The organism is Achromobacter sp. HNDS-1, assembly GCF_040084795.1.
Lineage (GTDB): Bacteria > Pseudomonadota > Gammaproteobacteria > Burkholderiales > Burkholderiaceae_B > Achromobacter > Achromobacter ruhlandii.
Genome location: NZ_CP157584.1, coordinates 5,054,703 through 5,068,884 on the forward strand (window position 1 = coordinate 5,054,703; position 14,182 = coordinate 5,068,884).

At 68.2% G+C, this 14,182-nt stretch carries 14 protein-coding genes; 10 read left to right on the forward strand and 4 right to left on the reverse strand.

The genetic code is table 11. From position 1 onward, the window contains the following. The first annotated feature begins 1 nt into the window (after position 1). From ABFG95_RS23385 to ABFG95_RS23405, 5 genes are all read left to right on the forward strand, one after another. The gene (locus tag ABFG95_RS23385) at positions 2-982 is read left to right on the forward strand and encodes a MotA/TolQ/ExbB proton channel family protein (RefSeq protein ID WP_049072585.1); all 981 of its coding nucleotides are present in this window, start codon (positions 2-4) and stop codon (positions 980-982) included. Beyond that, positions 982-1,461, forward strand: a complete 480-nt coding sequence (locus tag ABFG95_RS23390) for a biopolymer transporter ExbD (RefSeq protein ID WP_049072586.1) — start codon at positions 982-984, stop codon at positions 1,459-1,461. Before ABFG95_RS23385 ends, ABFG95_RS23390 begins: the two co-directional genes overlap by 1 nt. Before the next feature lie 65 nt (positions 1,462-1,526). Further along, positions 1,527-2,198 carry a response regulator transcription factor gene (locus ABFG95_RS23395; RefSeq protein WP_006218435.1) on the forward strand — a complete coding sequence of 224 codons (672 nt, stop codon included), beginning with the start codon at positions 1,527-1,529 and terminating at the stop codon, positions 2,196-2,198. 87 nt (positions 2,199-2,285) lie between these two features. Next, on the forward strand, positions 2,286-3,401 hold the full coding sequence (locus tag ABFG95_RS23400) for a HAMP domain-containing sensor histidine kinase (protein WP_100504315.1): 1,116 nt from the start codon (positions 2,286-2,288) through the stop codon (positions 3,399-3,401). Next, a complete protein-coding gene (locus tag ABFG95_RS23405; RefSeq protein WP_049072589.1) occupies positions 3,398-5,326 on the forward strand; it encodes a potassium transporter Kup in 1,929 nt (642 codons plus the stop codon). The genes ABFG95_RS23400 and ABFG95_RS23405 overlap by 4 nt, the downstream gene beginning before the upstream one ends. Positions 5,327-5,466: 140 nt before the next feature. On the opposite strand, the gene argG is transcribed toward ABFG95_RS23405, so the two are convergent. Both argG and ABFG95_RS23415 read right to left on the reverse strand, forming a co-directional pair. Beyond that, positions 5,467-6,807, reverse strand: a complete 1,341-nt coding sequence (gene argG / locus ABFG95_RS23410; RefSeq protein WP_006388517.1) for an argininosuccinate synthase — start codon at positions 6,805-6,807, stop codon at positions 5,467-5,469. Between the two features lie 69 nt (positions 6,808-6,876). After that, positions 6,877-7,836, reverse strand: a complete 960-nt coding sequence (locus tag ABFG95_RS23415) for a LysR substrate-binding domain-containing protein (RefSeq protein ID WP_175146661.1) — start codon at positions 7,834-7,836, stop codon at positions 6,877-6,879. A 102-nt stretch (positions 7,837-7,938) separates the two neighbouring features. On the opposite strand from ABFG95_RS23415, the gene ABFG95_RS23420 reads away from it, so the two are divergent. Genes ABFG95_RS23420 through ABFG95_RS23440 form a run of 5 tightly spaced genes read left to right on the forward strand, consistent with a single transcriptional unit; the run spans position 7,939 to position 11,840 of the window. Beyond that, positions 7,939-8,805 carry an amidohydrolase family protein gene (locus ABFG95_RS23420; protein ID WP_348994963.1) on the forward strand — a complete coding sequence of 289 codons (867 nt, stop codon included), beginning with the start codon at positions 7,939-7,941 and terminating at the stop codon, positions 8,803-8,805. 58 nt (positions 8,806-8,863) lie between these two features. Continuing rightward, positions 8,864-9,820, forward strand: coding sequence for a tripartite tricarboxylate transporter substrate binding protein (locus ABFG95_RS23425; protein ID WP_049072596.1), 957 nt, complete (start codon positions 8,864-8,866; stop codon positions 9,818-9,820). Positions 9,821-9,822: 2 nt separating this feature from the next. Further along, complete coding sequence (locus ABFG95_RS23430) at positions 9,823-10,353, forward strand: carboxymuconolactone decarboxylase family protein (protein ID WP_059269685.1); 531 nt, start codon at positions 9,823-9,825, stop codon at positions 10,351-10,353. Positions 10,354-10,365: 12 nt separating this feature from the next. After that, positions 10,366-10,929, forward strand: a complete 564-nt coding sequence (locus ABFG95_RS23435; protein WP_059269686.1) for a DUF4286 family protein — start codon at positions 10,366-10,368, stop codon at positions 10,927-10,929. 23 nt (positions 10,930-10,952) lie between these two features. Then, the gene (locus tag ABFG95_RS23440; RefSeq protein ID WP_238908217.1) at positions 10,953-11,840 is read left to right on the forward strand and encodes an alpha/beta hydrolase; all 888 of its coding nucleotides are present in this window, start codon (positions 10,953-10,955) and stop codon (positions 11,838-11,840) included. Between the two features lie 67 nt (positions 11,841-11,907). Here ABFG95_RS23440 and argF read toward each other — a convergent pair whose 3' ends face one another. After that, positions 11,908-12,849 (reverse strand): ornithine carbamoyltransferase, encoded by a 942-nt coding sequence (gene argF, locus ABFG95_RS23445; protein WP_026382721.1) that lies wholly within the window; start codon positions 12,847-12,849, stop codon positions 11,908-11,910. A gap of 56 nt (positions 12,850-12,905) precedes the next feature. Then, positions 12,906-14,087, reverse strand: a complete 1,182-nt coding sequence (locus tag ABFG95_RS23450) for an aspartate aminotransferase family protein (RefSeq protein ID WP_336731731.1) — start codon at positions 14,085-14,087, stop codon at positions 12,906-12,908. Positions 14,088-14,182: the final 95 nt, after the last annotated feature.

Genomic DNA, 14,182 nt, shown 5'->3' on the forward strand with positions numbered 1-14,182 from the left:
GATGTCCAACGCAATGCACAGCGCCACCCTGGTGGCGCAGGCGGCCACCAGCCCGGCAGCGGCTCCGGCGGCCGCGGCACCCGCCGCTGCCGCGGCGCCCGCCGCCCAGCAAGCCGCGACCGCGGCCGGCGGCATCGTCCAGCAGGCCACCGGCGCCATCCAGCAATCCGCGGACGCGCTGCACAGCGCCGCCGCGGCGCTGCCGGCGGTCGCCCCGGCGCCGGCGCCCGTCCCCGACATGGGCTTCCTGCACTTCGTCGCCCAGAGCGACTTCGTCGGCAAGAGCCTGTTCATCATCCTGATCCTGATGTCGCTGGTGACCTGGTACCTGATCCTGGTCAAGGTCGGCAGCAACATCAGCATGCGCCGCCGCTCGGCCGACTTCCTGAACAAGTTCTGGAACGCCAGTTCGCTGGAACAGGTCGAGCACGAGATCACCACGCACGGCGCGCGTGACCCGTTCTCGCACCTGGCCAGCCACGCCATGCACGCCCAGGCGCACCACAACAAGTTCGGCGCCACCAAGCTCGAAGAGGCGGGTTCGAGCAGCGATTTCGTCACCCGCACCATGCGCAAGGTGATCGACGAGGAAACCGCCAAGCTCGAAAACGGCCTGACGGTGCTGGCCTCGGTGGGCTCGACGGCGCCGTTCGTCGGCCTGTTCGGCACGGTGTGGGGCGTGTACCATGCCCTGGTCGGCATCGGCCTGTCCGATGGCGTCACCATCAACCGCATCGCCGGTCCGGTGGGCGAGGCCCTGATCATGACCGGCCTGGGCCTGGCGGTCGCCATCCCGGCGGTGCTGGCCTACAACACCTTCGTGCGCAACAACCGCGTCTACCTGTCGCGCCTGGACGCCTTCGCGCACGACCTTTTCGCCTTCCTGACCACCGGCCAGCAAGTGGCCCTGTCGGACAGCAAGGTGCGTGCCCTGCGCCGCCAGCACGGTAACGGCGCCGCGGTCCAACGCGGGAGCGAATAATGGCTTTTGGCAGCTTCGAGGGCAAAGGATCCGGGACCCACACGGTTTCCGAGATCAATATGGTGCCGCTGATCGACGTCATGCTGGTGCTGCTGGTGATCTTCATCATCACGGCGCCGCTGCTGGCGCACTCGATCAAGATCAACATGCCCCAGGTGGCTGCCGAGCAGATCGAGGAAGAACCCAAGACCGTGGACCTGGCCATCGATGCCGGGGGCGCGCTGTTCTGGGACGAAAAGCCGGTCAATATCGACGACCTGCCCAATCGCTTCAAGTCGATCGCCGGCACCAAGCCGCAACCCGAGATCCGCATCCGCGCCGACCAGAACACCCGCTACGAGACGCTGGCCAAGGTCATGGCCTCGGCCCGTCGTTCGGGCATGACGCGCATCGGTTTCGTCACCACGCCGCCCTCGGGCGGCGCGGCTGCCGAGGCGCCGGCGGCGGGTGGGGCCACCCCCGCGCCGTCCGGCCGTTGAACGATTCCCGCCAACGGGGCGCATTTCGCGCCCCGTTTTTTCCGGGATCGCGCTAGAATCGCGGCATGCGAGTTCTGGTAATCGAAGACGACACCACCCTGGGCCATGCGCTCCAGGAATTCCTGGCCGACCAAGGTTATGCGGTCGACTGGCTGACCGAGGGCGACCGGGTTCTGGGCGCGCTGGCCGGCCAGCCGTATGACCTGATGCTGCTCGACCTCAATCTGCCCGGCATGAGCGGCCTGGACGTGTTGCGCCAGCTGCGCCAGGATGGCAACCAGGTTCCGGTGCTGATCCTGACCGCCCGTGACGGCATCGAAGACCGCGTTGCCGGCCTGGATGCCGGCGCCGATGACTACGTCACCAAACCTTTCGAACTGCCCGAGCTGGCCGCCCGCGTGCGCGCCTTCGGCCGCCGGCGGGCTGGGCAGGCGCAGCCGCTGATCGAGGTGGGTCCGCTGGTGTTCGACACCGTCGGCCGCGAGGTGCGGGCCAACGGCCAGCGCCTGTCGCTGTCGGTGCGCGAACTGTCCGTGCTGGAAATGCTGATGGCGCGCGTCGGCCGCGTGGTCACCAAGCGCCAGATCGTCAATTCGCTGTCCGCCTGGGACGCGGATTTCAGTGAAAACGCAGTGGAAGTCTATGTCTACCGCCTGCGCAAGCGCCTGGAAGGCACGGGCGCCAGCATCCAGACGGTGCGCGGCTTCGGCTACATGCTGGATGTGGAAACGGCCTGACGGCCCGGTTGGCCGCCCGAAGCCGGTCGGCCCCGCCAGCCCGCGGCGGCCTGACTCCCCATCCGCCCACAGCGAGGGCACCGCGTCATGACGTCAGAACGCATTCCTTCCGCTCCGCCCGCCCCACGCCCCTTGCTCCCGTCCCGCTCGCTTGCGCGGCATCTGGTCATCCGGCTGATGCCGCCGATCCTGTTGCTGGTGCTGCTGGACCTGGCCGCCACCTGGGTCATCACCCACAAGATCGACATGTCGCTGTGGATGCTGGAGGATTTCTTCTGGCTGATGGTGGTGGGGCAGGTGATGCTGATCGGCCTGTTCACCTGGGTGGTGGTGCAGGGCGTGCGTTCCGGCCTGCGCTCGGTCAATCATCTGTCCGAGGAAATCCGCCAGCGTTCCATCGACGACATGCAGCCGCTCGAAGTGGCGGGCGTGCCGGTCGAGATCGAACCACTGGTCACTCACACCAACGATCTGCTGCTGCGGCTGGATGCCTCGCTGGCGGCGCAGCGCCGCTTCATCGGCCACGCCGCGCACCAGCTGCGCACGCCGCTTTCCGGCCTGCGGCTGGAATCCGAACTGATGCTGGCGCGGCCCTTGCCCGACGATGTGCGCGCGCGCGCCGAACGCATCAAGGCGGTCAGCGACCGCATGATCCGGCTGGGCCAGCAGTTGCTGGTGCTGGCGCGCGCCGATCCCAATGCGCGGCCGCAGGATAGTTTCGTGCGTATCGACCTGTGCGAATGGGTGCGGGCGCATGGCGCCGAATGGTTTCCGCGAGTGCGCGAGGCGCGTTATGAACTGGACCTGGTGGCGCCTGACGCGCCGATCTGGATCGACGCCGATCCCCTGTTGCTGGCAGAACTGCTGGGCAATTTGATCGACAATGCACTGCGCTATGGCAACGCCACCGGCAAGATCACCCTGATCGTCGGCGCCAATCCGCCGTCGCTGACGGTGGAGGACGACGGCCCCGGCATTCCCCCCGAGGAACGCGATCGCGTGTTCGAGGCGTTCTATCGTTCGCCGTCGGTCACGGCCGGCGGTTCGGGGCTGGGCCTGGCCATCGTGCGCGAGATCGCGCATGCCCACGGCGCCTGGTGGAAGCTCACCAGCCGGCCCGATTTTTCCGGAACGCGGCTGTCGGTCGTGTTTCCCGGCCCTCGCAAGGGGGCTCAACTCACTCGGCAAGAACCCACATCATGAGCCAGGGCTCGGTCAGCGTTCCTTCTTCCTCTACCGGCGGGGCGCCCGCCGGCCACGCCCCGTCCTCGCGCGCCGCCCTCGTCCTGGGGGCGCTGGGCGTGGTGTACGGCGATATCGGCACCAGTCCGCTGTACACCCTGCGGGCTTGCCTGACGGGGCTGAGCGTGCATACCGACCTGGAGCCGGCCCACTTGCTGGGCGTGCTGTCCATCCTGTTCTGGATGCTGATGGTGGTGGTGTCATTCAAGTACGTGACGCTGATCCTGCGCGCGGATAACCGGGGCGAAGGCGGCACGCTGGCGCTGCTGGAGCTGGCGGTGCGCAGCCGCGAGGGCAAGCTGCGCTGGATCCTGATCGTGCTGGGCATCTTCGGCGCGGCGCTGTTCTATGGCGACAGCATGATCACGCCGGCGATTTCGGTGCTGTCGGCACTGGAAGGGATCGGCATCGTTTCGCATACGCTGGACGCGTGGGTGGTGCCGCTGGCGCTGGTGGTGCTGGTGGCGCTGTTCGCGATCCAGTCGCATGGCACGGGCGCCATGGGCAAGCTGTTCGGGCCGGTGATGCTGCTGTGGTTCGGCACGCTGGCGGCGCTGGGCGGCTGGCAGGTGTGGCAGACGCCCGAGGTGCTGGCGGCGCTCAATCCGATGTGGGGCCTGCGTTTCATCGTTGAGTTCCCGTGGATCAGTTTCGTGCTGCTGGGCGCGGTGGTGCTGGCGCTGACCGGCGCCGAGGCGCTGTATGCCGACATGGGCCACTTCGGCCGCCCGGCCATCCGCAGCGCGTGGTTCAGCATGGTGCTGCCGGCGCTGACGCTGTGCTATTTCGGGCAGGGCGCGCTGCTGTTGCGCGATCCCAGCGCGATCCGCAATCCTTTCTTCATGATGGCGCCGGAATGGGGCCTGGCGCCGCTGGTGGCGCTGGCGACGGTGGCCACCATCGTGGCGTCGCAGGCGGTGATCTCGGGCGCGTATTCGGTGACGCGCCAGGCGGTGCAACTGGGCTTCTGGCCGCGCATGCAGATCCTGCATACCTCGGCGGTGGAGAAGGGCCAGATCTATCTGCCGCAGGTCAATGCGCTGCTGTTGTGCGCGGTGCTGGTGCTGGTGCTGGTGTTCCGCAATTCGGACAACTTGGCGGCGGCCTACGGTTTCGCGGTGACGGGGACGATGCTGACGACCTCGGTGCTGGCGTTCGCGGTGCTGCCGCGCGGCACCACGGGCGCCAAGCGCATGCTGTGGTTCGTGGTGCTGGGCCTGTTGCTGCTGTTCGATGTGCTGCTGTTCTCGGCCAACGTGTTCAAGATCCACGAAGGCGGCTGGTTGCCGCTGGTGGTGGCGATCGTGGTGTTCACGCTGATGATGACGTGGCGCCGGGGCCGCCGGCTGCTGTCGGACATGCAGCAGCGCGATCGCCAGCCGCTCAAGGAGTTCATGGAACAGCTGGAGGCCTATCCGCCGTCGCGGGTGCCAGGCACGGCGATTTTCATGACGATGAATTCGGGCAACGTGCCGCCGGCGTTGCTGCACAACCTCAAGCACAACAAGGTGCTGCATGACCATGTGCTGTTCCTGACGATCCGGGTGGCGGATGTGCCGTACGTGTCGGAGGACGAGCGCTTTTCGGTGCAGAAGATGAGCGCGTCGAGCTGGGCGGCGACGATCAACTACGGCTTCAAGGAAGATCCGGATGTGCCGGAGGCGTTGCGGCTGGTGGCCGAGGCGTATCCGGAGCTGGATCTGGAGCCGATGCGCACGTCCTATTTCCTTTCGCGGCAGACGGTGGTGGCGGCCAGGAAGCCGGCGCTGTGGCGCTGGCGGCGGGCGGTGTTTTCGTTCATGGCGCGCAATTCGACGCGGAGCACGAAGTTCTTCAAGATTCCGGCGAATCGGGTCGTGGAGATGGGGATGCAGGTGGAGTTGTAGGCGTTGTTGGGCTGGGGCGGGTGGTTTTCTTGGCGTGCTTGCCTACAGTTTGTTGGCGGGGGCGAGTATCTTGTGGCTGTTGCGTAATAAAAAAGCCCCTCGGTGTTGCCGAGGGGCTTTTTGTTGGGCGGGAAGAAGTACTACTTCTTCTTGGCCTCGTCCTTCAGTTGCGGCAGCGAGGTGCCGGAGGCGGAGAGCAGGCCGGTCTTCGTGTAGGTGAACAGCTTGGCGCGGGTGTCGACGATGTCGAGGTTGCGCATGGTCAGCTGGCCGATGCGGTCGGCGGGGGTGAAGGGGGCGTTCTCGACCTTTTCCATCGACAGGCGCTCGGGAGCGTAGGTCAGGTTGGGCGATTCGGTGTTGAGCAGCGAGTAGTCGTTGCCGCGGCGCAGTTCGATGGTGACTTCGCCGGTGATGGCGCGGGCGACCCAGCGCTGGGCGGTTTCGCGCAGCATGATGGCTTGCGGGTCGAACCAGCGGCCCTGGTACAGCAGGCGGCCGAGCTTGCGGCCGCTTTCGCGGTACTGCTCGATGGTGTCTTCGTTGTGGATGCCGGTGACCAGGCGCTCGTAGGCGATGAACAGCAGGGCCAGGCCCGGGGCTTCGTAGATGCCGCGGCTCTTGGCTTCGATGATGCGGTTTTCGATCTGGTCGCTCATGCCCAGGCCGTGGCGGCCGCCGATGCGGTTGGCTTCGAGCATCAGCTCGACCGGGTCGCTGTATTCCACGCCGTTCAGGGCGACCGGCTGGCCTTCCTCGAAGCGGACGGTGACTTCCTCGGCCTTGACGGCGACGTCGTCGCGCCAGAACGCCACGCCCATGATGGGCTTGACGATGCGGATGCCGGAGTTCAGGTGTTCCAGGTCCTTGGCTTCGTGGGTGGCGCCGAGCAGGTTGGAGTCGGTGGAGTAGGCCTTTTCCGCCGACATCTTGTAGTCGAAGCCAGCCTGGCGCATGTACTCGGACATTTCCGAGCGGCCGCCGAGCTGGTCGATGAATTGCTGGTCGAGCCAGGGCTTGTAGATCTTCAGGTCCGGGTTGGTCAGCAGACCGTAGCGGTAGAAGCGCTCGATGTCGTTGCCCTTGAAGGTGCTGCCGTCACCCCAGATGTTGACGTTGTCTTCCTTCATGGCGGCCACCAGCATGGTGCCGGTGACGGCGCGCCCGATGGGCGTGGTGTTGAAGTAGGTGATGCCGGCGGTCGAGATGTGGAAGGCGCCGGCCTGCAGGGCGGCGATGCCTTCGGCCACCAGTTGCGCGCGGCAGTCGATCAGGCGGGCGTTCTCGGCGCCGTAGGCCATGGCCTTGCGCGGGATCTCGTCGTAGTCGGATTCGTCGGGCTGGCCCAGGTTCGCGGTGTAGGCGTAGGGGATGGCGCCGTTGTTGCGCATCCAGAGCAGCGCGGCGCTGGTGTCGAGGCCGCCGGAAAAGGCGATGCCGACCTTCTGGCCGGTGGGAAGGTTCGGGAGGATAGTGGTCATTGTTTGAGGTGAGACGCCAACGGGACTTTGACAGCAACGAGCCGCCAAACAAGAAATCTGGCGGCCATTTTAACGCGTTTGGGCGGTCCGGGCAGGGCGGCGGCCGGCGCTCCGGGCGGAGGGGGCGGCGGGCTCGAACAGGGCGGCCAGGTTCAACTGGCGGATCAGATCGCCGGTGGCCGTGGCCAGCCGGGTGGCGGGGCGGTGGCGGGCGCTGGCCAGCACCAGATTGTTGGTGATGCCGGGCGCGACGATTTCGCTGAGCGACAGCGCGTGTTCGGCCGCCGGCCCGCGCGCGGCCGAACGCGGCAGGATGGCGTAGGCGTCGCCCTGCGCCGCCAGTTCGACGATGGTCTGCACCGCATCGACCTCGGCCGCCACCTGCAGGCGCACGCCCTGGGCGCGGCAGATGCTCTCGACCAGGGTGCGGATGGCGTTGGGCAGGCTGGGCAGCACCAGCGGATAGGCGCCCAGCCCGGCCACCGCGACGCGCGCGGGCAGCGGCGGCTGATGGTTGGCTGCGGCCACCAGCACCAGGTTTTCCCGGAACAGCGATTCATAGCCCAGTTGCGGTGACGGCGCCGGGTCGTACAGCAGCGCCAGATCGACGCGGCCGGCCAGCAGCCATTCGCGCATCTGCGCGCTCAGGCCTTCGGCCACGGCGATCGAGGCGTCGGGAAAGCGGCGGCGGAAAGCCTGCACCAGGGGCGGCGTGAGGACCCGCGCGATGCGTGGCGGCAAGCCCACCACCACTTTGCCCGTCGGCGTTTCGCGCAGGGTCTGCAGGTCCTGCTTGGCGCGGTCGGCCAGGGCCAGCAGGGCGCGGGCATGTTCCAGAAAGCGCAGGCCGGCCTCGGTCGGTTCCGCGCCGCGGCCGTTGCGGTAGAGCAGGTGCTGGCCCAGCTCCAGTTCCAGCAGGCGCACCTGGCGGCTCAGCGTCGGTTGGGCTACGTCGAGCATTTCGGCGGCGCGCGAGAAGCTGCGGCGCTCGGCGACGCGCACGAAGTATTCGATCTGCTTGAGGTCCATGGCGATTTGATATTTATATTTTCTATATCTGAAATCAAAGATATAGCATTGTTCGGCAGGCCGCAATCCGCGAGGATGGCGTTTTCCCCGCTGGATCCCGCCGTGCCTGACTGCCGTCCTCCGCTTGCCACGCCTTCCCGTCCCCGCCACGCGCTGCCGGCCGGGGCCTGCGACACGCATTGCCACGTGTTCGGTCCGGCTGACCGGTTTCCCTATGCCGAAGGACGTTCCTACACGCCGCCCGACGCGCCCTACGCCAGGATGGCGGCGCTGCATGCGCACCTGGGCGTGCAGCGCGCGGTGGTGGTGCAGGCCAACTGCCACGGCGGCGACCACGCCGCCTTGCTCGACGCGCTGGCGCAAAGCCAGGGCCGCTATCGCGGCGTGGCGCTGCTGGGGGCGGACGCCACGCCGGCCAGCGTGCGCCGGTTGCATGATGGCGGCGTGCGCGGCGCGCGCTTCAATTTTGTGCCGCACCTGGGCGGCGCGCCCGATCCGGCCGTGTTCGACCACGTCATCGGGCTGATCGCGCCGTTGGGCTGGCACGTCTGCCTGCACCTGGACGGCGCCATGCTGCCCGACCTGCTGCCGCGCCTGCGGGCGCTGCCGGTGCCGTTCGTGATCGATCACATGGGCCGCGTCAAGGCCGCCGACGGCTTGGACGCGCCGGCGTTCCGCGCGCTGCTGGACCTGGCGCGCGAGCCGCTCGCCTGGGTCAAGGTGTCGGGCATCGACCGCATCGCCTCGGGCAAGCGCCCCTTTGCCGAAGGCATTCCGTTCGTGCGCGCCCTGGTGGACGCGCTGCCCGAGCGTACGCTGTGGGGCACCGACTGGCCGCATCCGAACGTGGCGGGCGACATGCCCGACGACGGCGAACTGGCCGACGCTTTTTTCCTGGCCTGCCCGGACGCGGCAACGCGCCAGCAGGTTCTGGTGGACAACCCGGCGCGTCTCTACGGCTTCCCGTAGCCGCGCCATCGCCCGATTTCGGGCAACAAGAAAACACGATATCCCGAGGAGACAATCCATGTTCAAGAAATTCCTGTTCGCCGGCCTGCTCGGCCTGGCCAGCCTGGCGCCCGCGGCGCATGCCGATGGCCCGGTGCGCCTGATCATTGCCTTCCCGCCGGGCGGCCCGGTGGACCTGGTCGGCCGGGTGCTGGCCGAACAGCTGGGCAAGGAGCTCAAGCAATCGGTCATCGTCGAGAACAAGGCCGGCGCCAACGGCAACATCGCCGCGGCCTACGTCGCCAAGGCGCCGGCCGATGGCTCGGTGCTGTTCCTGACCAGCGTCGGCGCGGTGTCCATCAGCCCGGCCCTGTACAAGGATCTGCCGTACGACCCGGTGCGCGATTTCGCGCCGGTGTCGCGCGTGGTCAACAACGCCACCGTGTTCGTGGTGAACCCGGCCAACCCGGCCACCGACGCGGCCGATTTCGTCAAGCGCTCGCAGGCGGCGGCGCAGTCCGTGGCGATCGGCTCGTCGGGCATCGGCAGCATCCCGCACCTGACGCTGGAAATGTTCGCCGACGCCAGCAAGGCCAAGGTGCTGCACGTGCCCTACAAGGGCGCCGCGCCGGTGATCAACGACGTGCTGGGCAACCAGGTGAACGGCTTCTTCGGCGACGTGCCTGGCCTGATCGGCCACATCCAGAGCGGCAAGCTCAAGGCGCTGGGCATCGCCGCGCCGACCCGTCATCCGCTGCTGCCGGACGTCAAGACGCTGGCCGAGCAGGGCATTGCCGGCGTCGAGTCGAACAACTGGTATGGCATCGTCGCGCCCGCCGCCACGCCGCCGGCCACGGTCGAGAAACTGAACCAGGCCCTGCGCGCCGCGCTGGGCAACGAGGCGGTGCGCGCCAAGCTGGAGAAGTTCGGCGCCCAGGCCGCGCCCAGCTCGCCGCAGGAACTGGCGGCGCTGATCGCCGCCGACCGCGAGAAGTGGGGTTCGCTGATTCAACGCAAGAACATCCGTCCGGAGTGAGCATGAGCGATTGCCGAGTCTCGCCGGTCGTGCCGGGCACGCGCCCGGCCCTGGCCGAAATCGAAGCGCGCATCGCGGCCGCGCGCGGCCGCATCTCGCCGCTGTACCAGGTGCTGCTGAACAGCCCCGCCGTGGTGCAGGGCTGGGAGGCGATGCTGACCGCGATCCGCCTGAACACGTCGCTGTCGCCGCGGGTGCGCGAACTGATCATCCTGCGCGTGGCGACGCTGAACAACGCGCCCTACGAGTTCGACGCGCACGTGCCGCACGCGCTGGCGGCGGGCATGCCGCAGGCGGTGGTCGACCAGTTGCGCGGCGGCCCGCAAGCGGACGCGGTGCAGGGGCTGGAGGCGGGCGAGGCCGACGTGCTGGCCCTGACCGACGCCATGACCCGCGACATCGAGGTGCCGGACGCGCTGTTCGCGCCGCTGCGTTCGCGCTACAACGATCAGGAACTGGTCGAACTGGCCGCGACGGTAGCCGCCTACAACATGGTGTCGCGCTTCCTGGTGGCGCTGCGCGTCGGGCACTGATAGGAGCTTTGCATGGACAAGACGGTATTGCTGGTGTCGCTGGGCGAGCGTTTCGACGCGGCGCGCGCGGCCGACATGGCGCAACGCCTGACCGAGGGCCTGGACGGCGTGCGGCTGCGCGCTTTCGCCGCGGTCGAAGAGGATGACACCTACGTGTACGTCGACGGCGACGCCGCCGCGCAGCCGGAAGTGCAGGCGCGACTGGCCGAGCTGTTCCCGGGGGCGCAGGCGCGCGTGCTGCACCGGACCCTGGACCTGGCCGGCGCTTCGGCCGGCTTGGATGCGCCCTGGCACTACATCGTCGAGACCGACGTGCTGCCCGAGGCCGAGGCGGACCTGAATGCCTGGTACGACCAGGAGCACCTGCCGGGGCTGGCCTCGGTGCCCGGCACCGTGCGCGCGCAGCGCTATGAATGCCGCGACCAGGGGCCGCGCTACCTGGCCTGCTATGACCTGGAGACGCGCGAGACCTTCGGCAGCCCGCCGTGGCTGGCGGTGCGCGCCACCGACTGGAGCAGCCGGGTGCGGCCGTCGTTCCGCAACACGCGCCGCACCATGTTCCAGAAGATTCTTTGACACAGAAGAACGAGGAGACAACGATGAGCAAGCGATGGGCGAGGGTTGTACTGTGGGGCGCGTTGAGCGCGGCCGGGCTGTCGCTGGCCGCGCAGGCCGCGCCGACGCCTGCCGCGGCAACGGCGGCCGACAAGGTCGAGCGGATCACGGTGCTGCCGGGCAACGGCGCGCGCATCGAGGTGCTGGTGCAGGGCCAGGGCCCGGCCCTGGTGCTGCTGCCGTCGCGCGGGCGCGGCCAGGAGGATTTCGACGACCTGGCGGCGCGGCTGGCGCAGGCCGGTTACCGCGTGCTGCGGCCCGAGCCGCGCGGCATCGGCGGCAGCAGCGGACCGATGAAGGACATCACGCTGCATGACTTCGGCAACGACATGGCGGCGGTGATCCGCGATGTCGCCAAGCAGCCGGTGGTGATGATCGGGCACGCATTCGGCAACTGGGTGGCGCGCACCACGGGCGTGGACCACCCCGATCTGGTGCGCGGCGTGGTGATCGTGGCGGCCGCGGCCAAGAAGTATCCCGCCGGCCTGAGCGAGCACGTCGACCGCAGCGCCGACCTGTCGCTGCCCGACGCCGAGCGCCTCAAGTCCATCCAGTACGCGTTCTTCGCGCCGGGCCATGACGCCAGCGTCTGGCTCAACGGCTGGTACCCCGAGGTCAGCGAGAGCCAACGCCTGGCCGGCAAGGCCACGCGCCAGTCGGACTGGTGGTCGGGCGGCAGCAAGCCGCTGCTCGACCTGCAGGCGGGCGCCGACCTGTTCAAGCCGGAATCGACCCGCAACGAGATCCGCGACGAATTCGGCGAGCGCGTGTCGGTGGTGGTGATCCCGGGCGCCGGCCACGCGCTGGTGCCGGAAGCGCCGCAGGCGGTGGTCGACGCCATCGTGCGCTGGGAAAAGTCGCTCAAGCCCTGAATGCCGCGCCGGGCGCGGATACAAAAAAAGCAGCCCCATGGGGCTGCTTTTTTCATGGGCGGGCTGCTTACTTGAGCTGGCCCAGCAGCAGGAACTCCATCAGCGCCTTCTGCACGTGCAGGCGGTTCTCGGCTTCATCCCAGACCACGCTCTGCGGGCCGTCGATGACTTCGCCGGTGACTTCCTCGCCGCGATGGGCGGGCAGGCAGTGCATGAACACGGCCTGGGGATCGGCGGCGGCCATCATCTCGGCGTCCACGCACCAGTCGGCGAAGGCGGCGCGGCGCTCTTCGTTCTCGGCCTCGTAGCCCATGCTGGTCCACACGTCGGTGGTGACCAGGTGCGCGCCCTGGCAGGCTTGCATCGGGTCCTTGAACTGGCGCAGCACCTTGTCGGACGGCGAACCGATGCGGGCGGCTTCGAGCTCGTAGCCGGCCGGGGTCGACACGTGCAGCGTGAAGCCCAGCATCTCGGCGGCCTGCAGCCAGGTGTAGGCCATGTTGTTGGCGTCGCCGACCCAGGCGACCGTCTTGCCGGCGATGGGGCCGCGATGCTCGATATAGGTGAAGATGTCCGCCAGGATCTGGCAGGGGTGGAATTCGTTGGTCAGGCCGTTGATCACGGGCACGCGCGAGTGCGAGGCGAAGCGCTCGATGCGGGTCTGCTCGAACGTGCGGATCATGACGATGTCGACCATGCGCGAGATGACGCGCGCGGTGTCCTCGATGGGCTCGGAGCGGCCCAGCTGGGAATCGTTGGAGGTCAGGTTGATGACCGAGCCGCCCATCTGGTACATGCCGGCCTCGAACGAGACGCGGGTACGGGTGCTGGCTTTTTCAAACACCATCGCCAGCGTGCGGTCGTGCAGCGGCATGTGGGGTTCGTAACGCTTGAATTTTTCCTTGATCAGCCGCGCGCGGTCCAGCACGTAGGCGATCTCGGCGGACGAGAAGTCCTTGAACTGCAGAAAGTGCCGCAAGGGGCCGTTTTGAGTCGTGGGAGGAGTCATGGTGATGTCGCAGGTCATTGGGCCCGGACGGGCTCGTGGCCCGGGCGGGAGGTTGATTATGGATGTTCGGCCAGGAACTGTCGAATCAGCGGCGCCAGGATGTCTACGATCCGGTCGGCTTCGGCGCGCGACAGGACCAGCGGCGGCAGCAGGCGGATGACGCGGTCGCGGGTGACGTTGATCAACAGGCCCGCTTCCAGGGCGCGCAGCGCCAGCACGCCACAGGGACGGGCCAGCTCGATGCCCAGCATCAGGCCGCGCCCGCGCACTTCCGCCACGCCGGGCAGGCCGGCCAGTTCCTGCGCCAGCCGCGCCTTCAGGTGGCCGCCGACGCTGTGCGCGTTGTCCAGCAGGTGTTCCGATTCCAGCGCGTCCAGCACCGCCAGGCCGGCCGCGCAGACCAGCGGGCCGCCGCCGAAGGTGGTGCCGTGGCTGCCGGGGGTGAACACGCCCGCCGCGGGGCCGGCGGCCAGCATCGCGCCGATCGGCACGCCGCCGGCCAGGCCTTTGGCCAGGGTCATGACGTCCGGCACGATGTCGGCCCACTGGTGGGCGAACCATTTGCCGGTGCGGCCGATGCCCGATTGGACCTCGTCGATCATCAGCAGCCAGCCGCGCTCGGTGCACAGTTGTCGTACCTCTTGCAGGAAGGCGGCATCGGAGGGACGGATGCCGCCTTCGCCCTGCAGGGCTTCGAGCAGCACGGCGGCCACGCGCGGCTCGGCGTCGCCGGCGGCGCGGATCGCGGCGGCGTCGTTGTATGGCACCTGGATGAAGCCGGAGGGCAGGGGCTCGAAGCCCTTGCGCGCCTTGTCGCTACCGGTGGCCGCCAGCGTGGCCAGGGTGCGCCCGTGCCAGGACGAATCCATGGTGATGATGTGGGCGTGGCTGTTGCCGCGCTGGTAGGCGTAGTAGCGCGCCAGCTTGATGGCGGCCTCGTTGGCCTCGGAGCCGCTGTTGTTGAAGACCACGTCGCGCATGCCGGACAGCGCCGCCAGGCGCGCGGCCAGCTCGGTCTGCTGCGGGACTTCGTAGATATTGGAGGTGTGGATGATGCGCGCGGCCTGCTCGCTGATGGCCGCGACCAGCCGGGGATGGGCGTGGCCCAGACAGGAGACGCCGATGCCCGCCAGCGCGTCCAGGTACTTGCGGCCCTGCGCGTCCCATAGCCAGACCCCCTGGCCGTGCGTGAACGAGACCGGCAGCCGGGCGTAGATATTGGCCAGAGGCGAGGTCATGACGGGTCCTCCTGGGCATTTTTCCCTGGGCGGAGCGCCTTTCGGGACAGGGCAAAGGATCAATCATATACAATTCGCGGCGCGGGGCGCATGTT